Annotated in this window: 19 protein-coding genes; 11 read left to right on the forward strand and 8 right to left on the reverse strand. The window is 52.3% G+C overall.

Annotated elements, in window-relative coordinates; translation table 11 throughout:
* Window positions 1-507 precede the first annotated feature (507 nt).
* From EJN92_RS11570 to EJN92_RS11575, 3 genes are all read left to right on the forward strand, one after another.
* Window positions 508-1,674, forward strand: a complete 1,167-nt coding sequence (locus EJN92_RS11570) for an HBL/NHE enterotoxin family protein (RefSeq protein ID WP_126127965.1) — start codon at window positions 508-510, stop codon at window positions 1,672-1,674.
* Window positions 1,675-2,485: 811 nt separating this feature from the next.
* Window positions 2,486-2,662 carry a hypothetical protein gene (locus EJN92_RS21450; RefSeq protein WP_157984361.1) on the forward strand — a complete coding sequence of 59 codons (177 nt, stop codon included), beginning with the start codon at window positions 2,486-2,488 and terminating at the stop codon, window positions 2,660-2,662.
* 725 nt (window positions 2,663-3,387) lie between these two features.
* Window positions 3,388-4,925 (forward strand): IS3 family transposase gene (locus EJN92_RS11575; protein WP_407701518.1). Its coding sequence is split into 2 segments (ribosomal slippage): window positions 3,388-3,862 and window positions 3,862-4,925, totalling 1,539 coding nucleotides; the frame shifts between segments, so codons are not numbered across the junction.
* Between the two features lie 292 nt (window positions 4,926-5,217).
* Here EJN92_RS11575 and EJN92_RS11580 read toward each other — a convergent pair.
* The gene (locus EJN92_RS11580) at window positions 5,218-5,568 is read right to left on the reverse strand and encodes a DUF3147 family protein (RefSeq protein WP_126127966.1); all 351 of its coding nucleotides are present in this window, start codon (window positions 5,566-5,568) and stop codon (window positions 5,218-5,220) included.
* Between the two features lie 795 nt (window positions 5,569-6,363).
* Between EJN92_RS11580 and EJN92_RS11585 the strand changes: the two genes are divergently transcribed.
* On the forward strand, window positions 6,364-7,851 hold the full coding sequence (locus EJN92_RS11585; RefSeq protein WP_227869518.1) for a cytochrome P450: 1,488 nt from the start codon (window positions 6,364-6,366) through the stop codon (window positions 7,849-7,851).
* A 51-nt stretch (window positions 7,852-7,902) separates the two neighbouring features.
* On the opposite strand, the gene EJN92_RS11590 is transcribed toward EJN92_RS11585, so the two are convergent.
* Entirely contained in the window at window positions 7,903-8,958 is a 1,056-nt protein-coding gene (locus tag EJN92_RS11590; RefSeq protein WP_126127967.1) for a 3-deoxy-7-phosphoheptulonate synthase, read from the reverse strand.
* A 436-nt stretch (window positions 8,959-9,394) separates the two neighbouring features.
* Between EJN92_RS11590 and EJN92_RS11595 the strand changes: the two genes are divergently transcribed.
* Both EJN92_RS11595 and EJN92_RS11600 read left to right on the forward strand, forming a co-directional pair.
* Entirely contained in the window at window positions 9,395-11,197 is a 1,803-nt protein-coding gene (locus tag EJN92_RS11595) for a DUF885 domain-containing protein (protein WP_126127968.1), read from the forward strand.
* 161 nt (window positions 11,198-11,358) lie between these two features.
* Entirely contained in the window at window positions 11,359-11,634 is a 276-nt protein-coding gene (locus EJN92_RS11600) for a hypothetical protein (protein WP_126127969.1), read from the forward strand.
* 18 nt (window positions 11,635-11,652) lie between these two features.
* Here EJN92_RS11600 and EJN92_RS11605 read toward each other — a convergent pair whose 3' ends face one another.
* Together EJN92_RS11605 and EJN92_RS11610 are read right to left on the reverse strand one after the other, a co-directional pair.
* Window positions 11,653-12,315, reverse strand: a complete 663-nt coding sequence (locus EJN92_RS11605; RefSeq protein WP_126127970.1) for a YcbK family protein — start codon at window positions 12,313-12,315, stop codon at window positions 11,653-11,655.
* A 94-nt stretch (window positions 12,316-12,409) separates the two neighbouring features.
* Window positions 12,410-13,627 (reverse strand): 6-phosphofructokinase, encoded by a 1,218-nt coding sequence (locus EJN92_RS11610; RefSeq protein WP_126127971.1) that lies wholly within the window; start codon window positions 13,625-13,627, stop codon window positions 12,410-12,412.
* Between the two features lie 186 nt (window positions 13,628-13,813).
* On the opposite strand from EJN92_RS11610, the gene EJN92_RS11615 reads away from it, so the two are divergent.
* Window positions 13,814-14,566: a phytanoyl-CoA dioxygenase family protein gene (locus EJN92_RS11615; RefSeq protein ID WP_126127972.1), complete on the forward strand. Its 753-nt coding sequence runs from the start codon at window positions 13,814-13,816 to the stop codon at window positions 14,564-14,566.
* Between the two features lie 13 nt (window positions 14,567-14,579).
* Here EJN92_RS11615 and EJN92_RS11620 read toward each other — a convergent pair whose 3' ends face one another.
* The 3 genes from EJN92_RS11620 to lysA form a co-directional block, all read right to left on the reverse strand.
* Complete coding sequence (locus EJN92_RS11620; protein ID WP_170174898.1) at window positions 14,580-16,463, reverse strand: sensor histidine kinase; 1,884 nt, start codon at window positions 16,461-16,463, stop codon at window positions 14,580-14,582.
* A gap of 15 nt (window positions 16,464-16,478) precedes the next feature.
* Window positions 16,479-17,318 carry a phosphate/phosphite/phosphonate ABC transporter substrate-binding protein gene (locus tag EJN92_RS11625; protein ID WP_126127974.1) on the reverse strand — a complete coding sequence of 280 codons (840 nt, stop codon included), beginning with the start codon at window positions 17,316-17,318 and terminating at the stop codon, window positions 16,479-16,481.
* A 120-nt stretch (window positions 17,319-17,438) separates the two neighbouring features.
* Window positions 17,439-18,689, reverse strand: coding sequence for a diaminopimelate decarboxylase (gene lysA / locus EJN92_RS11630; protein ID WP_126129892.1), 1,251 nt, complete (start codon window positions 18,687-18,689; stop codon window positions 17,439-17,441).
* Window positions 18,690-18,855: 166 nt separating this feature from the next.
* Here lysA and EJN92_RS11635 point away from each other — a divergent pair, with 166 nt between their 5' ends.
* The 3 genes from EJN92_RS11635 (at window position 18,856) to EJN92_RS11645 (ending at window position 21,053) form a co-directional block, all read left to right on the forward strand.
* Window positions 18,856-19,311: an Lrp/AsnC family transcriptional regulator gene (locus tag EJN92_RS11635; protein WP_170174899.1), complete on the forward strand. Its 456-nt coding sequence runs from the start codon at window positions 18,856-18,858 to the stop codon at window positions 19,309-19,311.
* A gap of 9 nt (window positions 19,312-19,320) precedes the next feature.
* Window positions 19,321-20,127 carry a transporter gene (locus EJN92_RS11640; protein ID WP_227869519.1) on the forward strand — a complete coding sequence of 269 codons (807 nt, stop codon included), beginning with the start codon at window positions 19,321-19,323 and terminating at the stop codon, window positions 20,125-20,127.
* Between the two features lie 404 nt (window positions 20,128-20,531).
* The gene (locus EJN92_RS11645) at window positions 20,532-21,053 is read left to right on the forward strand and encodes a TlpA disulfide reductase family protein (RefSeq protein WP_126127976.1); all 522 of its coding nucleotides are present in this window, start codon (window positions 20,532-20,534) and stop codon (window positions 21,051-21,053) included.
* Window positions 21,054-21,067: 14 nt separating this feature from the next.
* Here the strand turns inward: EJN92_RS11645 and EJN92_RS11650 are convergent, their stop codons facing one another.
* Window positions 21,068-21,604 carry an NADPH-dependent FMN reductase gene (locus EJN92_RS11650; RefSeq protein ID WP_126127977.1) on the reverse strand — a complete coding sequence of 179 codons (537 nt, stop codon included), beginning with the start codon at window positions 21,602-21,604 and terminating at the stop codon, window positions 21,068-21,070.
* 327 nt (window positions 21,605-21,931) lie between these two features.
* Between EJN92_RS11650 and EJN92_RS11655 the strand changes: the two genes are divergently transcribed.
* Window positions 21,932-22,117, forward strand: coding sequence for a hypothetical protein (locus EJN92_RS11655; RefSeq protein WP_126127978.1), 186 nt, complete (start codon window positions 21,932-21,934; stop codon window positions 22,115-22,117).
* Window positions 22,118-22,219: the final 102 nt, after the last annotated feature.

Below are 22,219 nucleotides of genomic sequence, written 5' to 3' on the forward strand. Positions count from 1 at the left end.
CCCCTCATTTTCTGCGCACTAGCGTCTTCGGACTACCCCCGCCAAGGCGCATATTCCATGCGCTTCTTCAAGCATATAGGCTTGAGAGCCGCATGGAATATGCGCGCTGGCGCTGCCTGGTTTGAGATTTCATACGGCGTAATAGACGGGATCAAGTCGGGATCAAGTCGGCATCAAGATCGCAGCACCTAGTCCTTCCTAGTCATCAATCTCTAGCCTCATTCACTACGCTCAATTGACGTGTCAAGCGTGTAAATACGCGCGGTTGACATGTAAATGTCAGGCCAAACAGTGAATATATTTTTCTTTGTAGCCTACCCAGATGGGCCTGCACCGGATCGCCATAAGGCTGGCAAGAAGACGAGAAGTTTTTAAATTGGCATGCAATTTGCTGTAGTTATTTTACTACTTTAGGCTGTGCCCATACTGACATTGCGATACGTAAAGTAGTGAAGCTATTGACCCGTTTTATATTCGATTGATTCATTAATCTTCAGGAGAATTATCATGAGTAGCCAAGCAAAACGCTTTACCCCATTTCAAACTATGCCTGCGAGCCAGCCTATGAGTGCCGGAGGTTTGCGTCTGGTGTCGAATAACATGCTTGCCGCCAATGTCAGCGGCACTATCCCGATTGAGCAACAATTAGCCGACGCCTTTAACGCCAGCAACAACGTGGTCGCCTACGTCTCTGGCATCGTTGGCACGACTTTACCGGTGATCACCACGCCGCCTAGTTGGTACAGCAGTTTCCAGACCGCATTTAGCGACGCGCAAATTCATGCCAATGCCTGGTATCCGATTGCCACCAGTCTGGTTAGCATCCCAAATAATATCGTCGCTTACGGCATCGTCTTTAATAGCAGTATGAGTACCATCAATAGTTTGATTACCGTGCTGCAAGCGGACCCCACCAATACCCAGGCCATCGCGGCATTAAAGAGCACCCTGCAGAGCATGCGTTCTTCCGTCAAGGGCTACTCGCAAGCGGCGGTGAGTTTGCAGACACAGATCACCACGTTCGCCAATAATCTGACTGCCGACGCCACGATTATGCAAACCGCATCGACCAGCGCGATGTCGCAGGCAGGCGTTGATCAGGGCAAAATTGCTGAGCTTGAGGTTCACGTTGCGCAATTGCGCTCAAAAATTTCGACCTGGCAAACCGTACTGACCGCATCGGCCATCGCCGCTGGCGTGGCTTTCTGGGCCGGTGCCGTCATTGCGATTTTTTCGTTTGGCTTTGGGCTGGCATTTGGTATTGTCGGTGCCGCGGCAGGCATTACGATGATGATCGTTGCCGACAATCAGATCAAGGTATTGAGCTCACAAGTGACTGGCCACATTTCGGATATGGGCGTGTTGACGCAAGAAGTCGCGGCCTTAAAACTATTGAGCGGACAACTCGATACCTTGATCACACAATCGGCTGCAGCCAGTGCGCAAATCGCCTTAATCACCAGCGCCTGGAGCGCCTTAGAGCAAGATCTGACCTCAGTCATCACAGATCTCTCCAATGCCGAGACCGATGTGTCGAACATGAATTTGACGCAACTACAAACCGACCTGAATACTTCGAATACCGATTGGCAAACCTTGATCGGGATTTGCACTGTGGTGGCGGGTATAAAATTTAATCAGGCAACACCAGTGAGCGCAAATCTCACTGCTTAAGTTCATTGCGCGGATTTGAATCAAAACATAAGTACAGCTAGCTGAATTTTCGGCTAGCTGTACGTTCATTTTTATTCAGCTAGGATTTAGAATTGTTGCCCCGTCAGCGCGCATATCCCATGCGCTTCTTCAAGCACATGTGCGCTGGCTTGGTGGTGTTTTTGTTTGCTGTTGTTCTGTGTTTGCTGTTGTTCTGTTCTTTATGTTCTTCTGTCGTTGTTGTGCGATTGCTGGCCGGTGGTAGACCGGCGGCTACATACCTTTTTTGCTTCGCCAAAAAAGGTATGCCAAAAAAGGCGCCGCAAAGTCGCTGTCCCTGCGGGATGCCCAATTGTGCAGGTCGTAAAATGGGAAAAGTTCGAAACTCGCCTGCGGCTCAGACACGAACCTTTCTGATCCACTTTCCGCCCCGCACAATTGGCAGCGCCACATGCGAATTCGATTCAAAAGCCAATTCAAAAGCCAATTCAAAAACAGACTAAAAAGCCACGTCAAAAGCAGTACCGGATTGCCGTGGCTCGATGTGAGTTGGAATTGCGTTTGCAGAGGAATGGAAGTCGCACCACGGATGTTTTGACGTTCGCCTTCCGCATGTGGCGCTGCCGCTTGTGCATGGCAGAAAATGGATTAGAAATGAAGCTGTCTGAGCCGCAGGCGAGTTTGCTTCATTTCCCATTTTTTGACTTGCACAGGCGGGCACCCGCAGGGCAGCGACTTTGCGTCGCCTTCTTTTGCTTCCGTTTCTTGGCGAAGCAAGAAAAGGGAGTAGCCGCCGGTCTACCACCGGCCAGCAATCGCACACCAACGACAGATGCAAAAACACGACCTGGCCACAGCAAACCAAAAACAGCATGCCGCCAAAGCGCATATCCCATGCGGCTTTCAAGCCAGTGTGCTTGGAGAGGCGCATGGAATATGGGCAGTGGCGCTGCCTGTTGAGATACCATGCGGCGCAATAGATGAAGTCGATTACGCCTTACCTAGTTGAGTTAGAATGGAATGCATCAACGCTATACCCAACCTTAATACCGCAATACCGTACCAGCACTTTCCCGCACTTGACGATGCATGGTCGCATGTCAAATTATTAGCGATATGGCGAACTCATCGCTTACAATCCCCATTGTGAACGCCACACAGGTGGTTCAGCCTGGTAGGGTGGGCACGTTTTTGTGCCCACGCAGAGATGAACCGACAGCTATGCATGAAGGTTTTGGTTTGATGGGCTTAAGCTGATGTGTTGGTGCTTGGCCTTAAGCGTGGGCACGATGATGCTGTGCCCACCCTACGCACTGATCCACTTTCCGCCCCGCACAATTGGCAGCGCCACATGCGAATTCGATTCAAAAGCCAATTCAAAAGCCAATTCAAAAACAGACTAAAAAGCCACGTCAAAAGCAGTACCGGATTGCCGTGGCTCGATGTGAGTTGGAATTGCGTTTGCAGAGGAATGCAAGTCGCACTACGGATGTGTTGACCTTCGCTTTCCGCATGTGGCGCTGCCGCTTGTGCTGGGCAGAAAATGGATTAGAAATGAAGCTGTCTGAGCCGCAGGCGAGTTTGCTTCATTTCCCATTTTTTGACTTGCACAGGCGGGCACCCGAAGGGCAGCGACTTTGCGTCGCCTTCTTTTGCTTCCGTTTCCCTCCATGTCAGGATAGATGTCGCCTCACTTAATATGATAAAAAGATGGAGGGCGGAAGTCAGGGTAAGATGAAACGTATTCGATATACAGCAGAACAAAGGGAATGGGCGGTTCAACAAATGATGCCCCCGTTAAACCGAGCAGTGGTGGAATTAGCAAAGGCCACGGGAATTACTACAGTGACGCTACGTGTTTGGCAGAACGTGGCGCGTGAGGAAGGAAGAATTGTGCCTGGAGATGGTAAACAAAGTGATCGCTGGTCCAGCACGGACAAATTTCGCATCGTGCTAGAGGCTGCAGCACTAAGTGAAGTAGAGCTATCGGCGTATTGCAGAACCAAAGGCGTCTATCCAGAACAAGTGACGCAATGGCGTTTAGCCTGCGAGCAGGCCAATGGACAATTGGTGCAGACTAAACCAGATGCCTCACAGACAAAACGCATTGGCGAACTGGAACGCGCCTTAAAAAAGAAAGATGCTGAGTTGGCAGAGTCGGCGGCGCTGCTTGTTTTAAGAAAAAAAGCCGAGGCGATCTGGGGGAGGGAAAAGGACGAATGATCAAAGCCCCAGATCGCCTTGAAGCCCTGACATTGATTAATGAAGCGGTTGCCGCTGGCGCGCGCCAAGACCTTGCTTGCGACATGCTGGGGTTGAGTGTGCGCACCCTACAGCGGTGGCGGCATTCACCACAAGATCGGCGGCCTGATACCATGCATCAGTGTCCTGCAAATAAGCTCAATCAAGCAGAACGTGAGGCATTGTTGGCAGCAGCTAACTGCGCCGAATACGCCAGCATGACGCCGCATCAGATTGTTCCCAAGTTGGCCGACAAAGGAATTTATCTGGCATCGGAATCGACATTTTACCGCGTCATGAAAGCAGCTAATCAAGGACAGCGAAGGGGGCGAAGTAAGAGCCCGCAGAAACGGCCATTGACAACGCATCAAGCAGATGGACCTAACCAAGTGTGGTGCTGGGATATCACCTGGCTACCAAGCACGGTCAAGGGTAGATTCTTTTATTGGTACATGATGAAAGACATCTACAGCCGTAAGCTGGTGGTCAATGAAGTGCATGAAAACGAATCGTCAGAACATGCCAGTCACTTGTTGTGGCGCGGTTGTTTGCGTGAACAAATAGCCGGCAAACCACTGGTGCTGCATTCCGACAATGGCACGGCTATGAAAGGGGCGAACATGCTCTCCGCCATGTACGATCTTGGTGTGGTTCCGTCTTTTAGCCGACCACGTGTCAGCAACGATAACGCCTACGCCGAAGCATTATTTCGTACTGCGAAGTATTGCCCGCAGTGGCCAGAACGGCCATTCGACACCTTGGAAGAAGCGCGTCTCTGGGTACATGAATTCGTCAAATGGTATAACGAAGAACATTGCCATAGCGGCTTGAAATACGTCACTCCAGATCAGCGCCATCGTGGGCAAGCAAGTGTGTTACTTCAGCAGCGTGCACAGGTCTATCAACTAGCCCGTAAAAAAAATCCTCGACGCTGGTCTGGAGAAACGAGAGATTGGACATTAGGCAGTACTGTCTACTTGAATCCTGAACGAGCTCAGATGCAAGAGAAAGATTATATGAAAGCAGCTTAATTTTAAACATTAAAGCGACAACTAGCTTGACACACACCGGTTTCTTGGCGAAGCAAGAAAAGGGAGTAGCCGCCGGTCTACCACCGGCCAGCAATCGCACAACAACCACAGAAGTACAAACACCACCAAGCCACCGCGCATATCCCATGCGCCCCGCAGGCCAGCATGCTTGAAGAAGCGCATGGGATATGCGTAGTGGCAGGCTCGTGTTTTAAAACCGCTACGGCACCGCGACGTGTGTGCGATTACGCCTTGCTAATCGCACCTACCGGGTTAGCACGGCAGCGCAGCCTTACAACAGTTCAATACCAAAACGCCGGGCGATCAGCGCAAACAGACCGAAGCTGACGATAGAGATCACCGCACTAGCCAGCAAGGTCAGCCAAAATCCCAGACGTGGCAGCAACCAAGGGAAGACCAGAAACATAGGCAAAGTCGGCACCACATACCAAAACGTGTACCAGGCATGATTGGCGATCTTCTGCTCGGACTGATGCTCCAGATGCAGCCAGATCAGGGTGAGAATGGTCACCAAAGGCAGCGCCGCGATCAAGCCGCCTAGCCGGTCACTCCGTTTGGCCAGCTCAGAAACGAGCACCACCACACCGGCCGTGATTAGATATTTAGTGATGATCCAGAGCATGGTTTTCCTGTGAACTAGCGCTTCAAATGCGAAGAGTAACGCAGTTAGCAAGGCAAAGATAGGCGTAGGACTTACGCAAAACCGCCCCAGCGTCGTTGTATCCGCCTTGCCGTACTGGTGTAATGTCTGCGGCGGCACGCCTAGCTGGAACAATTTTTCGTCAGCCTGGTAGGGTGGGCACGTTTTTGTGCCCACGCAGAGATGAACCGATAGCTATGCATCGAAATTTTGGTTTGATGGGCTTAAGCTGAGTGTTGTTGCTGGCCTAGGGTGGGCAGATGATGCTGTGTACACCTTACGCACTGCCCTTCACGCAAATGATCCTCGCCTAGCCAAGCCTGGTAGGGTGGGCACGTTTTTGTGCCCACGCAGAGATGAACCGATAGCTATGCATCGAAATTTTGGTTTGATGGGCTTAAGCTGAGTGTTGTTGCTGGCCTAGGGTGGGCAGATGATGCTGTGTACACCTTACGCACTGCCCTTCACGCAAATGATCCTCGCCTAGCCAAGTTCTACCCTTCAAATAAAATTTAATTAATGCCTCCCCGCTGGCGCATATTCCATGCGCCTCTCCGGCCTGCCTGCCCGCAAACCCGCATGGGATATGCGCGCTGGGGCATGCCTTGCTTCAATTGTGTATAGCGCTGAGTTGGGCCTTGTTGTAATGGCAGATTTCCTCTAATATTTTTTGCAATTAAAGCATCTATTTGTCAGGTTTCAGGATTAGACTGAGGCCTTGCTAGCGGGGATAACAAGACCCCCAGGCACATAAAAAAACCTAGACATGAGACATGTATGGAAACTACACAAATGCACTCTGCGGCTAATGCTGCTCCTAGCGCTACTACCGCACCTGCTGCTCCAGTTACGCTGCGCAGCTATGAGGATTTACCCGGGCCGCGGGCGGTTGCGCTGTTTGGCAATGCCTTGCAGATCGATATGCCGCAGGCGCATCTGCAGTTTGAAGAATGGTGCCGTGAGTATGGCGCGCTGTTTAAGGTCAGGATGGGCAGCCGCAAGTTGCTGGTGGTGGGCGAGCATGAACTGATTGCGAAAATTTTGCGGGATAGACCGGATGGCTTTGGGCGCAGTGATCGCTTGCAAGAGATGTGGCATGAGATGGGACTGCCGGGCGGGGTGTTTAGCACCAATGGCGAGGTCTGGAAGCGACAGCGTCGCATGGTTTTGTCTAGCTTTGATCCGGCCCACGTTAAAAATTATTTTCCGGCTTTGCAGGGTGTGGCGCAGCGTCTGTGCGGGCGCTGGCAAAAGGCGGCCGCGGCTGGGCAGGCCATCGATCTGCAAGCCGATCTGATGCGTTTTACGGTTGATACCATCGCCGGCTTAGCTTTTGGGGCCGAGGTGAATACGCTGGAATCGGATCAGGATGTGATACAGCAGCATCTGGATAAAATTTTCCCAGCCTTGTTTAGCCGGATTTTTGCAGTGATCCCGGTGTGGCGCATACGGCGTTCTGCCAGCGATAAGCAGTTAGAAAAAAGTGTGCGCGAGGTGATGCTGGCGGTCGATGGCTTTGTGGCGCAGGCCAGAGCGCGCATGCAGGCAGATGCTGGCTTGCATCAGCATCCAACTAATTTATTAGAGGCGATGATCGCCGCGGCTGATCAGCCCGATAGCGGCATTGACGATAGTCAGGTGGCCGGCAACGTCTTGACCATGTTACTGGCCGGTGAAGACACGACCGCTAACACCCTGGCCTGGATGATCCATCTGCTGTGGCTGAACCCAGCCACGCTGGCGCTAGCGACGGCAGAAGTACGGCGCGTCTGCGTGGGCAGTAGCGTGCCTACGCTAGAGCAGTTGAGCCAGCTCGATTACGTCGAAGCCTGCGCGCATGAAACCATGCGCTTAAAACCGGTAGCACCGCAAATCCCGCAACAAGCACATAAAGATACGGTGGTCGGCGATGTGATGGTACCGGCTGGCACCATGGTGATTTGTCTGATGCGCACCGATTCTGTGAGCGATGCGCATATCGCACAGGCCGATCGCTTTGCGCCCGAGCGCTGGCTGGGGCAGGGCGAGCTGGCGCATAGCTCCAGCTCGGCCAAACGCATCGCCATGCCGTTCGGGGCTGGTCCGCGTATCTGCCCAGGACGTTATCTGGCCTTGCTGGAAATGAAGATGGCGATGGCGATTTTGCTGCTTAATTTCGAGATACAAAACGTCAGCACGCCGGACGGTCAGCCAGCACGTGAGTTACTGAAATTTACCATGACGCCGGTGGGCTTGAAAATGCAGCTGGCAGCACGCCAGCTTTAACGAAAACGCGAGGATTGCTGCCGACTGGCTTTCTGCCGGCAGCGACGCGGATTAGCGGCTGCGCAATCTGGCAGCGGCGTCTCTAAGCATTTTTTCTGTGGTGGCCCAATCGACGCAAGCGTCGGTCACCGAGCAACCGTAAGTAAGCTGGCTCAAATCAGTTGGGATTTTTTGATTGCCTGCGACCAGATTCGATTCGATCATGATACCGACCAGTGAGCTATTGCCGTTGACGACCTGGTTGATGACATCGGCCATCACCAGCGGTTGCAACTCGGGCTTTTTATAGCTATTGGCGTGCGAGCAATCGACCACGATATTTGGGCGCAGTTTGGCTTTTTGCATGGCTTGTTCGGCCATCGCTACTGACACCGTATCGTAGTTAGGGCGGCCATCGCCGCCGCGCAACACCACGTGACCATATTGATTGCCGCGGGTACGTACGATCGCCACGCGACCCTGGTCGTTTAAGCCCAAAAACGAATGCGGATGCGAGGCCGATAAGATGGCGTTAATCGCGATACTGATGTCGCCGTCGGTGCCGTTTTTAAAACCTACCGGTGTCGATAAACCGGACGACATTTCTCTGTGGGTTTGCGATTCTGTGGTGCGCGCACCGATCGCGGTCCAGGCAATTAAATCACCCAGATATTGCGGCGAGATCGGGTCCAGCGCTTCGGTGCCAGTAGGCAAACCGAGTTCGCAGACGTCGAGTAAGAACTTACGCGCCAGCTCCATACCCTGATCGACGCGGAAAGAATCATCCATGTAAGGATCGTTGATATAGCCTTTCCAGCCGGTGGTGGTGCGCGGTTTTTCAAAATACACGCGCATCACCAGGAGCATGCTGTCTTTGACTTCTTCTTGCAGGGCCAGCAGGCGGCGCGCGTAATCTAAACCGGCGACCGGGTCGTGGATGGAGCAAGGGCCAAGCACCACGAATAGGCGCTTATCAGTGCCGTCGAGGATATTGCGCAAGGCTTCGCGGCCTTGATTGACGACGCTGGCGGCACGCTCGGAGAGTGGCAAACGGGCATGCAGATCGACCGGAGTCGGCATGGCATCGAAGGAACTAACATTAATATTTTCTAAATCGGGACTGTTCATGGCGGGCAGCTAGCAGAGAAGGAATAGGGGACAGGAGTGCAAAAAAAAAGGAGCATGAATAAAGCATAGACACATTATGCTAGCTTTTTGCGAGCTTGTACAATTGCCCAGGATGCGAAATTTCCCTACGAAAACTATGCATGCGGGCACTTGTGCTATCGTGGCGCGCGGGCATTACTGGCTAGCGGCCAACAATGAACTAATTTGGCGCGTTGCTCTCTAATCCAGATCTTGTTGTGCGCGGGACAGTGATCTGTTATCTAGATTGCCGCGCCAACAAAATAGCATAGCGCTGTTACGCAATAGCGGCGCGGCTTTCCAGAGGGTGTGCCGGCTAAGCCGCATGGGGCCTGCGGCTTGGCGGTGGTGTTTTAAAAACACTGATACGCTTAGCTTAAGCACACAAAATAGTGATAAAAATTTAGGAGACAAGACGATGAGATTGAAAAAAACTGCCAGTATTGCCGTTTTATTTGCCAGCCTGGGCTTGCTCCAGGCACCCGCACCAGCCTTGGCTGCGAATACTGCAGCCAGCAGCAAAGCGAGCAAGGTCGAGACCCAACTCAAGGCGCTGAACGCCTTGCTCAAAGAGCAGTGGGAATACAACCTACGCAAGAATCCTGAGTTCGCCTCGATGATAGGTGATCAGCGTTACAACGATAAGCTCAGCGATTTTTCGCAAGCGGCAATCGATGAAGAGACCCGCGCCGAAGCGGTCTTCTTAAAACGCTTTATGGCGATCGACAGCACAGGTTTTAGCACTCAGGATCAACTCAATAAAGACTTGATGGTGCGCCAGCTCGCCATCGGTGTAGAAGGCATCAAATTTAAAGAATGGCAGATGCCAGTGCTGCAAAATTCGGGACTGCATCTGGAAGCACCGGAAATGGTGGCGCGCTTATCGTTTAATTCGCTTAAAGATTATCAAGACTATCTGGCCAGGTTAAAAGCCTTGCCGCTGGCGTTTGATCAGATCACGGTGCAAATGCAAAATGGCGTCAAAAGTAAGCTGATGCCACCGCAATTTTTGCTCACAAAAATTGCCCGCCAGTGTGAAGATATCGCCGCCATTAGCCTGGACGACTCTCCATTTACGCAGCCACTGAAAAAATTCCCCGCCAGTTTTTCTGAGGCAGACAAGCAAAGCCTGAGCGCCGCGATTCGCGCCGCCGTGGTCACGCAGGTTGTGCCTAGTTACAAGAAATTTGCCGGGTTTGTGGCGACCGAATACGCCCCGCACGGGCGTCAGGATGTCGGTATCTGGTCCTTGCCGGAAGGCGCAGAGCGCTATAAATTTCGCGTGAAAACCTCGACCACGACCGATATGGATCCTGAGCAGATTCATCAATTAGGTTTGCGCGAAGTGGCGCGGATCGAAGCTCTGATGTTGGGCACGGCACAAAAACTCGGTTTTGCCGACCTTAAGAGTTTTAACGCCAGCGTGTTGAAGAACCCGGATTTGCATCCGAAATCGCGTCAGGAAATCCTCGACCTGTACACCAAGTACACCGAGCAGATGGAAGCCAAATTGCCGCAATTGTTTGGTCGCTTGCCGAAGGCAAAAATGACCGTGATGGCGGTACCCGAATTTAGCGAAAAAGAAGCGGCGGGTGCCTCTTACAATAACGGCACGCCAGATGGATCTCGGCCTGGTCACGTGATGGTCAACACCAGTGATTTTACCGAACGCCTGACCTTGCCGATAGAGAGCACGGCCTTGCATGAAGGCTTGCCGGGTCATCATATGCAAATTTCCATTGCGCAAGAGTTGCAGGGCTTGCCAGAGTTTCGCAAGCAAGGTAATTACAACGCCTATGCCGAAGGTTGGGCGCTGTACTCAGAACGTCTAGGTGAAGAGCTGGGTTTTTATCAGGAGCCGTATAGCTATTACGGCCATTTGCAAGACGAGATGCTGCGCGCTATACGTTTAGTGGTCGACACCGGTCTGCATTACAAAAAGTGGAACCGTCAGCAAGTGGTGGACTTTTTCCATGATCATTCCGGCATAGAAGAAGTCGATGTACAAAGTGAGACTGATCGCTACATCGTTTGGCCAGGGCAGGCGCTCGGTTATAAAATCGGACAGCTGAAGATCGTTGCACTGCGTGAGTATGCGACCCAAAAACTGGGCAAAAAGTTTGATCTGCGCGCTTTCCATGATGAAATCTTAGGTGCCGGTGCCCTGCCTCTGGATGTTTTGGAACAGCGTATTCATGCCTGGGTAAATGCCCAAATATGATTTAAAGCCGAGCGGCTTGTTGTTTATTTGAAAAAGGCCATGCGTAAGCGTGGCCTTTTTTGTGCCGGGCAGAAAATTTTTTAATCAGCTCCCACAAATTTTTGGCAAATGAGCTGGAGAGGCGAGTAGAATCGATCAGATCAACTCTTCTCGGAGGCAATATGAGTGCATTTTCTATGCCGGTGTATATGGTCGATTTTACCCCCAAGAGTATCGCCGCCATTCTCTCGCCGGATGCGATTGGTGGTTCAGAAGTAGAAGTCGATGTGTATGCGCGTACCGACGTGAGTTTGAAATTAATCGCCAAGGGCCAGCGACTGAAAGACGCGGATGATAATTTTCGGATTATTGTCAGTGCCGATGGTGTTAGCAACCAGCATGACTGGAACTTCACGATCTTGCGCGATTCGGCCGATCGTAGCCGCAAAAAACGCTAATTCTGCAAAAGCTGCGGTTTAGCCTTGCCACTTCCTTTGTAGGCCAGTATCAGTATGGATCCAGCCGCCCTTGGCGCTGGGCCGGTAATAGAAACCGACGCCGCCTTGCCTGAAACTCTGGATTAATTCCCCCAAGACTTCTTCGTGTAAATGCGCGATGCGGATATCGGCTGCGCGCCCTTCCAGATGCAGGGATTTACGTGCTGCCGGTATCCCCTCTTCTCTCAGCCGCTGATTCGATTCCGGGGTGCGATAGCCAGACAAAATTTCTAAGGGCTTGGTCATGCCTAAGCGCGCGATGAAGGCCTGGGTCGCCCACAAAGTTTCGAGTAATTTAGGGTCAATGGCGGCGGATTTTTTGCCGTTGACGTCGCGCAATAAATGGCAGACTTGCTGATAGGCGGAGTCCAGCATTTCTCCGTCTTTCCAGTACAAGAGTTGTACCCGTTCGCCACTGGCCGGACGGATCAGATCGAGGCTGCGCGGCTTCAGCCAAAAATCCAGATCGAGCGCCTGCGAATCAAACAAATCAGGCGGCGGTGTCAATGGCTTGTGTTTGGCGGCAGCCGTGTCGCTGGCTTCAACACTTTGCGCCAGTGCTAAGGGTGCCCTGACTCCCATGAATAGTCCGGCGGCACTCAGTATCAGTGATTTTTTTAAGACGCTACGGCGTGATGACATGGGCTGAACCTTGCATGGGAGAGACTTAGAGTAAATACGAAACAATGCAAAATTTTACACAAAATTGCGCTGCTTTGCAGAGCAGCGCCGATTCTTAAGTGCGCTTCAAAACTTTCTCCACCGGACTAAAGCGCAGACGGAAAGCATCCGGCATGGCCGAGCCTAGCAAGGGGCGTAAATACATGCGAAAAGCGTCAGTCACATCGGTGCCGCTGGCGCTGATGAACTCGTCTTCCATGGTACGGGTTTTGCCGGCCACCGCGTCTAAAGGCAGTAAGTCATAATCGACTGAGTAAAAGCCGGTACGCCGTATCGCCACCGAACCATCGTGCTTACCCCACATGGCAAATTGCACCGCTTTTTCGCCTACTTCGCGTGCTTCCCGCTGATCGACATCCGAGACACAACCGATGAAGGAGCGCTGTAAGTAGCCAAAGGTGTCGCCGCGCACACGTTTGATGCCCAGCTTGGCTTTGATTTCTTCGCAGAGTAAATCGGCCAGCGCACCGGTGCCTGAGAGTTGCACATTGCCATGCGCATCGCGCTCCAGGTCTTTCGCCAATAGGCTAAGGATGGGCGTGCCGCTGGCGTCGTGTATGCCTTCTGATACGGCAACCACGCAGCGGCCATAGCGCAGATAGACGGCTTTGACTTCTATCAAAAATTTTTCTATAGAAAAATCGCGCTCAGGTAGATAGATTAAATGCGGGCCGTCTTCCGGGAATTTTTTTCCCAGCGCCGAGGCCGCCGTCAAAAATCCGGCATGCCGTCCCATCACCACACCCACGTACACACCAGGCAAGGCGGCGTTATCCAGATTGGCACCGGCAAATGCCTGCGCCACAAAGCGTGCCGCAGAAGGGAAGCCGGGCGTATGGTCGCTACCGACTAGATCGTTATCGATGGTCTTGGGGATGTGGATGCAGCGCAGCGGATAACCCGCTTTTTGCGCCTCCAGACTGACGATGCGCACCGTATCGGAAGAGTCGTTGCCGCCTATGTAGAAAAAATGCTCGATCTGGTGGGCGCGCAAGACTTTAAAAATTTCCTGGCAATACTTTTCATCTGGTTTGTCGCGAGTAGAGCCGAGTGCAGAAGAGGGCGTATTGGCGACTAGTTCCAGATTGTGGCTGGTCTCTTGGGTCAGATCGACGAAGTCTTCATCGATGATGCCGCGCACGCCATGACGGGCACCATAGATCCGTTCTACCTGGCGAAAGCGGCGCGCCTCCAGCACTACGCCGGCCAGCGTCTGGTTAATCACCGCGGTGGGGCCGCCACCCTGCGCTACCAAGATTTTCCCAGATGCCATGCAGTTCTCCTGTGGATTTATTCTAAAGGTATTTGTTGGTCATCTTGCCACTTCGCCCGCTGGTGGGCAAGCGCTTTCGCATCGCCTTTGCCGGCATGCTGTTATGGTCGTTTTTTGTTGAACTGTATCTGTTTCGTTGTTGCCTGGGCGTGTCACAATGAGGCATCCACATTCACTCTTTTTGCCATGCTTACAGCGCAACAAATACAGCAGTTTAGTACCGACGGTTACCTGGTCTTGCCAGCCTTGTCGGATGCCAGCTATTGCGAAGCCGTGGTTGGCTTGGCGCTGCAAGAATTAGCGGCAGAAGCAGGCCCTATCGAGTACGAGGCCGATACCCGTTATCCGGGCGCACCCGCTTCACGCGATGCCGAAGGCGGCCGCACTGCCAGACGCTTATTGCAGGCGGTGGCGCGTAGCCCCTTGCTGGCCGATTGGGCGCGCTGTGCGCAGCTAAGCGCGGCCCTGCATCAGCTATTGGGGGAAGGCGCGGCGCTGTCGCAAGTGCATCACAACTGCATCATGACTAAGCAGCCGCGTTTTTCCAGCATTACCGGCTGGCACCGGGATAGCCGCTACTGGCAATTTCAGCGCGCCGAGCTGATTTCGGCATGGCTGGCCTTGCGTGATGAGACCGTAGAAAATGGCTGTCTACTGGTGCTGCCAGGCTCGCAGCGCTGGACTATCCAGCCCGAGCAACTCGATGCAGCGCAGTTTTTACGTGCCGATTTGGCACAGAATCAAGCGCTATTGCAGCAGGCGATTGCGGTGCCTTTAAAACAGGGCGACGCGCTGTTATTTCACAGTAATCTGTTTCATGCGGCTGGCTGCAATCAAACCGCACAGACTAAGTTTTCTATGGTGTTTACCTATCGCGCTGCGGATAATCCACCGCTCGCCGATAGCCGTTCAGCAAGCTTGCCTGAGATAGTGATTTAGCTTGCAGAAAAACCTAAGGCGCAATATCCATGCGCCTTTCCGCCTGTTCCTTTGCTTCAGACGTGGCTAGCGGCAGATCAAACCAGAAGATGCTGCCGTTGCCAATTTTGGTGTCGAAGCCGATCTCACCCTGCATCGCGATTACCAGCGATTTAGTGATTTTTAAGCCCAATCCGGTGCCACCTTGTTGGCGGGTATTGCCATTGTTGTCTTGCGCAAAGGCGCCAAATATCTGTCCCTGAAATTCATTGGAAATGCCCGGTCCATGATCTTCAACTTGCACTCTGGCTTTGCCATCGCGCAGGATAATCCGTATATCCACCTGATGTGAGTCCCCCGAAAATTTGGCTGCATTTGATAAGAGATTGGCCAAAATCTGCGGCACACGGGCGGCGTCGGCGATCACGAGGCAAGACTGGGGATGCGCGCCTAGTACATACTGCACCTGGTAATTGAGGCCATAGCCGCCATTGTCTAAAATCGATTGCTTCACGATACTGAGCAGATCGACCTGGCTCAATTGCAAGCTCATTTTTCCGGCGGCCAATTTCTCCATGTCGAGCAAGTCATTGGTGAGTAAGATCAAACGCTGGCTATTTTTTTGCGCCAGGCTGACTAATTTTATGGCGGCGTCAGGCAGCGCACCGGCTACGCCGCCTTCCAGCAATTTGAGCGAGCCATGAATCGAGGTTAAAGGTGTACGTAATTCATGGCTGACAGTAGAGACAAATTCCGATTTCAATCTATCCAAACGATGGCGTTCGCTGATGTCGCGCACTATGCCGATGTAGATGAGCTCATCGTGATCGAGCGCGCGCGAGACCGCCAAATCCATCGCGAATAGGCTGCCATCCTTACGCATGCCCTCAACCTCGCGCCCTATGCCAATAATTTTTGCAGCGCCACCGTCTGCATAATTTTTTAGATAGCCGTCATGTGCGCTGCGATGTGGCTCTGGCATCAGCATGCGTATGTTCCTGGCGATGACTTCATCCTCAACATAACCAAAGATGCGACTGGCAGCCTGATTAAATGAGCGTATGGTACCCAAGCTGTCTATGGTGATGATGCCATCGACGACATTGTCGAGTATCGCTTGGGTGTGTGCAAGCTGTTCATCCATGGTCTGGCGCTGGTACTGTAGTTGTACCGATAAAACATTGAGAGCATTGCCCAAGGCGTAAAATTCCTGCGTGCCATGATAGATGGTGGTTTGCTCGCCTATATGCTCGCTCAGGTGTTCGGCAAATGCGGTGGTTTGCTGTAATACACGCATGGGTGTGCGTAACATCAGTACCAACATAAAGAAATTGGCCAGCGCAGCGGTCATGGCATACAGCAAGGTGTGCCGCCATTGCCTGGCTGTCCTGTCATGCAATTCTGTCAGGCTATAGCGAATGCGGATAGAGGCCAACCAACTGCCAGCCTGAATCGGATACCAATTTTCTAGTTGGACATCGGGCGGTAGAAAATCATTTTTCCAATTCGCTTCGGCGGTCTTGCCTGTGGCGGTATCGAGCGCCTCCTCCGCCAAGTGCGGGATGGTGGTCTTGTTAGTAAATAAGGGCTCTGGAAAACCGTCTACTTTGATGACTTCGCTGAGTACGCGATTCTTAGTGTCGACGATTAAGATGCCGTCGACCAAGGGAAATTTTGCGTTGAGCAAAAGCACACTCTCTAGCGCTTCGACGTCTTTGCTGAGTATCAAAGCGGCACTGACCGCCTCTATGTTTTTGACCAAAAACTGGATATTTTCATTGATCTGAGCACGTTCCCGTTTCACTGATTGATAGGTAAATACGGTCGAGACCAACAGTATGGCGAGCGTTACCGCGATGCCGATAAATAGCAGCAATTGGCTAGATAGGCGATGCGGTAAATAGCGACGCCAATTCATTGCTAGACCCATGTTTTATTCTTTTTCAAGCAGCGTAAATTTTTCTATGCCGAGTTTTTCTAGTTGCAAATAGTCGCTCTCGTAGTTGGTGGCCAGTGGTTGTGGTAAGCGAACTTCCTTGAGCAAGGCCAAGCCCGCAGGGTCTTTTGGCAGCGCTAAAAACGCAGCCTTTACCGCCGCACGTACTGCTTCCGGCACGCGCGGATGGACGATCACAGGATGGGATGCTGAACCCGGTGTCTGATAAATAATCCTGAGTTGATCACGGATCTCAGGTTTTTCGTCGTTGTAGGTATTATTGACTGCACCGCCAGCGGCGACACTGCCATTGAGTATGCTGCGAAAAACATTGCCGTGGGTATTGAGAAAGCGCTGCTCGAATTTTATTTTATTTTCTGCCAGCAAGGCGCGCATATACAAAGAAGCGCCAAAGGCATTCGGTGCCGGAAAGCCGATTTCTTTACCGCTTAAATCGCTGATGTTTTTATACGGGCTGTCTTTGCGCACCAGCAGGATGCCCGTCAATGCCTTGCTATCTCTGACGATAGGCAGGTAGCCTTGGGCATTTTTCGCCATCACCGCATGGTAGGGATTGGCATAGGCAAAATCGGGCTCGCCTTTGAGTAAGCCGCGTTCAAACTTGGGGATTGATGATTGCAAGCTTAGTTCTAGCGTGATACCTGTGTCGCGCGCGATGCGATCGAGCAGCGGTTGCCACTCGCTATGCAGTTGCACCACATTGTATTGCGGTACCACCGCGATGCTGTAGGTGGTGGCGAAGACGCTGCTGTTGCTCAGCAGCGTACCGGCCAAAGCCAGCAGCGGAAGATACTTCTTGAAGTGATGCAAAGGCATTTTCTATACTCCTGAGAATAATAGATGAGCGCAAGCAATGTTGATAATGAAGCTACTTCAAGAAGCATAGCATGTTGCATGTCACGACAATGACTTATTTTTTTGCAAATTGCTAGAAAATTACAACTCCAAAGCGATCAATTCTTGCACGGTCTGACGGCGGCGTATTTGCCTGATCTGCTCACCATCGACCAGTATCTCCGGTATCAAGGGACGTGAGTTGTAATTGGACGACATGCTGGCGCCATAGGCACCGGTATCGTGAAACACGAATAAATCGCCAATCTCGCAAGCGGGCAAGTTTTGGCTGGTGACCACACCTCCATCTTCCTGAGTGAACACATCGCCCGATTCGCACAGGGGGCCAGCGACCACGGTGGCACGTGCAGTGCTAGTGCGTGGGCTGCCGTCCGGCGCGTGGGTGCTGATACGGTGGTAACTGCCATACATGGCGGGACGCGCCAGATCATTGAAACCGGCATCGACCATGGCAAAGAAATTGTTGCCGACTTGTTTTTGCGCCCGCAGTTCAGAAATCAAGATGCCAGCTTGCGCCACCAGAAAACGTCCCGGCTCTATCTCCATGCTGATTTTATGACCCAGATGCGCTTCGATTTTTTGCCGGGCCTGATCCCAGATCTGAAAGTAGTGTTCGGTATCGACTAGCGCTTCGCCTTCCTGATACGGGATAGACAGGCCGCCACCGATGGAGATCGCCTGCAGATCACTGCCGCATAGTTTGACCTGTTCCAACATGGCATCGCAAACGCTTTGCAGATGCGCGTAATCGACCCCTGAACCTATGTGCATGTGCAGACCGACTAACTGCAAGCCGTATTGCTTGATCAGCGCTAAGGCCTGCGGCAAATATTCATGCCAGATGCCGTGCTTGCTTTGCTCACCGCCGGTATTGGTCTTGCGGCTGTGGCCATGCCCGAAACCCGGGTTGATGCGTAACCAGACCGGGTGGCCAGGATGGGCCAAACCGAGTTGCTCTAGCATCTGGGGTGAGCCGCAATTGACCGGGATATTCAGTTCAACCACGCGCTGCAAGGCGTTTTTATCGAGCAGATCGGCGGTGAAAACGATAGGCGCATGCGCCGCCCCATTGACTTGCGCGTTCGGCGCATAGCCAGCCGCCAGCGCCCGTTCTACTTCGCCTAGCGAGACTGAATCGACCATCACGCCTTCTTCGCGCATCAGCTTGAGCAGGTGAATATTGCTCGATGCTTTTTGCGCGAAACGGATCACGTCAAATTGACGCAATCTGGCGATTTGACTGCGTACCACTTGCGCGTCATAAGCCCAGCAAGGGGTAGCAAATTCACGCGCGATTTGGGCGATTTGGGCGGGGCTGATGGCATTACTCATGGTCGTTTCGATTCTCAGGATTATTTCGTTCATTGCCGCTTACCGGAACTCGAAAGCGGTATTGTTAACCTATACTGTAACAAGGCTAAGGCGTAAAATGAAGCTGATACGATAGGTAATAAAGCGTATTTTTCGTGAATTGAATTGAAATTGAGGCGAAATGCTTATGAATCAAAAAATCGATCAGTTCGATCAAAATATCCTGCAATTGTTGCAACAAGATGCCCGTGTCTCGCATGCCGAGATAGGTCGCAAAGTGCATCTGAGCCAGCCCGCAGTCTCGGAACGGATCAAGCGCCTCGAGGCTGCCGGCGTGATCCGTGGCTACCGTGCCGATATCAATCCCCGGGCGCTGGGTTACCAGATCACCGCCATGATACGCATCTCTACTCAGCAAGGCCGACCGTATGCCGAGTATGTCGCGGCTTGCCCCGAAATCATAGACTGTTATACCGTCACCGGTGAAGACGGTGCCGTGATGCGCGTGCTGGCCACCGATGTCGAGCATTTGCAACGCATCATCAATGAGCTTAACGCCTACGGCTCTACCTCGACCGCGATTGTGCTGACCACCCATGTGGCGGGCAAGCCTATCTCGGTGCCGAAATCTCTCGAATTATAGGAGCATCAAATGCAAACTTCAAAATTTCAATCCGGCATGATTAGTAGCGCACTTTCAGGATTTTCCCTTAGCTTAGTGCTGTTGGCGGCGCCAGTGTTAGCCGCGGATAACGCTGCCAGCGAAGACGCGATCACCCCGTATCGACCTTCGGTTTCTAGCCCTGCGCAATTGCCGCTGGCTGGGCAATTGGAGCTGGAGTTGGGCGGCTTAAGCAGTCGCAGCGATCAGGCGCGTAGGCATAGCATGCCGTATCAATTAAAACTGGCGTTCTCGCAAGAGTGGGGCATGCTAGTGGGCGGCGAGTTGCTGGTGCTCGCCAACGATGGCGTAGGCCAAGTTGATCGCGGTTATGGCGATACCACGCTGGTGCTAAAGCGTGCTTTCATGGTCGATGAGCAGAGCGCCTTCGGGCTGGAGTTGTCAAGCAAACTGCCTAGCGCCGCCAAGGCAATAGGTTCGGGTAGCGCTGACTATGCGATCAATAGCATTTATAGCCGCGACTTTGGATCGCTGCACATGGATGCCAATCTGAATGTCACGCGACTCGGTGTGATGGAACCGGACACTTCGCGTTTGCAAACTGGCTTATCTTCATCCTTTTCTTCCGCACTGAGCGAACGTTGGGGCATCACCGGCGAATGGTCGGGATCGCGTCGCAACGGCACCAAGGCGCAAGGACAAATTTTGCTGGCGCTCAGCTACAGTCCAAGCAAGCGCATGACCATGGATATCGGAGTGAGTAAGGGCTTAACCAGCAGTTCGCCAGACTTGGCGCTGTTCGCTGGTATCGTGCTGCCGGTAGCGAAACTATGGTGAGGCTGAATCGGGGTTTTTAAATGGGCACCCTGCCAGCGCTCATATCCCTTGCGGCCTACAGGCCGGCATGGCTGGAAAGCCGCATGGAATATGCGCTACAGGCCGATGCCATTTTAAAATCTGCTTCAAATCGTTACTGTTCAGCCTACTATTAAGAAAGTCAAAACCCCTCACCGCAGAGACGCTGAGGCGCAGAGAACGGCAAAGTAATTCTCCGGTTTTCCTCGGCGTCTCGGCGTCTCAGCGTTGAGAGGTCTTAGTTGTTTTTGTCGTGCTCCTAGTAGGCTGAACAGTTACTTCAAATCTACCGCGTCGCAGACGCGATCTGGCCAGGATTTATCTTCTCTGGTGCTTGACCGTATAATAGACACACTTTGTCGTCATTCCTCTTGTATTGATCTCTCATGCTAACACCCACCGCACCCCGCAAGTTTTTACTATTCGCTCTGTTGGCGGCTGGTTTCCTGATCGTTTTGGCGATCTTGTTTTATCAGTCGCTGTCTGCTAAGCAGGCCGCGCCAGAGGTCAGCTATGTCAATCTTAAGGGTGAAAAAATCAGCAGTGAGAGCTTGCGCGGCAAAGTCGTGATGGTCAATTTTTGGGCCACCTCATGCTCCACCTGCGTGGCCGAGATGCCGCAGATGGTAGAAACCTATAATAAATTTCACGCACAAGGTCTGGAATTTGTGGCGGTGGCGATGAGTTATGATCCACCGAATTACGTCCTCAATTACGCCGAGACACGCAAGCTGCCTTTTCATGTGGCGCTCGATGTGCAGGGTAAATTGGCGCAGGCTTTTGGCGACGTCAAGCTTACCCCGACTACCTACGTGATCGACAAGCAAGGCAATATCCTCAAGCGCTATGTCGGCCAGCCTTCCTTCACAGAACTGCACGCCTTGCTGGCCAAAGCGCTGGCGGCCTAATCTGTTTGTCTAATCTATTTGCTGGGCATTGCTAAGGCCAGATGCGCTTGCATCGTCGCCAGCGCGCCGCGCACCTGAGCGGCGATTCCGGCGTGCGCAAGCATCCCTTCTTCATCGAGTCGCGCGCCGACTATCGCTAGCGTAATTGATGCTTCGGCGATGATATCGGCTGACATCATCGTGATGATTTCTCGCAAAGCAGCATCCGCGTGCGTGGCACGGGGCGAGGCATTTAAGATCGCTACCGGCTTATTCACAAACACCTCACAACTGACCATCCAGTCCAGCGCATTTTTCATCACGCCAGTGATGCCGTGTGCGTATTCAGGGCTAGCGATGAGCAAGACATCGGCATTGCGTATGGCCTCCCGCAAAGCAGCTACTGGCGGCAGATTTAGACTTTCCAGATCCGGATTAAACAAGGGTAAATGTGCCATGCCGTCGAACTGCTGGATGCTGATGTCAGCAGGTGCCAGCCGCGCAAAAACGCGCAATAAAGCAGAATTGAGCGAGGCAGCCCGCAGGCTGCCGGAGAGCGCGAGAATTTTCATGTGGCAAATTTAAAGTGAGTTCTGGCGCAAAATTGAGCTTAGGATTATGGCATACCTAGCAGGCTATTTGGTCTGCAAGCGAGAGACAGTAGCAGGCTTAAATTGCTACTTGTAAAAAAGATAGGATTGGGGAATACTACTGGCAAGCAAGAGTGTGGCAAATTGGTGATTTTTTTGTAACAGACATGAAATAGTCACAATTCTTTGGTATAAATTGAAGTGGGAAGAGTTAAGCTAAAGTAAATGCGTTTTGCACCTCGCAGCAGCTGCAATTTGTATTTTTTAGTTCGGTAAAGATAATTGTTTGCACTTTTTAGAAAGTAAATGATGTATCGACGTTCCAATCAGCACACGCACAATACAGCAGACCTAGAGCAATTAATGACCGCAGCACCTATGGACCAGGAACTCCACGCGCAAATACTGCGCAAACAAATTAAATTAAGACGCTCCATAGAAGATGCTCAGGAAGCGGCCAGATACAATAATCTCGATTTGTGCGGTGCCAGTTAGTCGCACTCAGTAAGTATGCGAAGTGGTGCGGAATAGAAGCTGACAGGGCGTACGCGCTCTGTGGATCCTGTATCCTCAAGGTCTGGATCTCTCCGCTATCTA

It is taken from the genome of Undibacterium parvum (assembly GCF_003955735.1).
GTDB lineage: Bacteria > Pseudomonadota > Gammaproteobacteria > Burkholderiales > Burkholderiaceae_D > Undibacterium > Undibacterium parvum.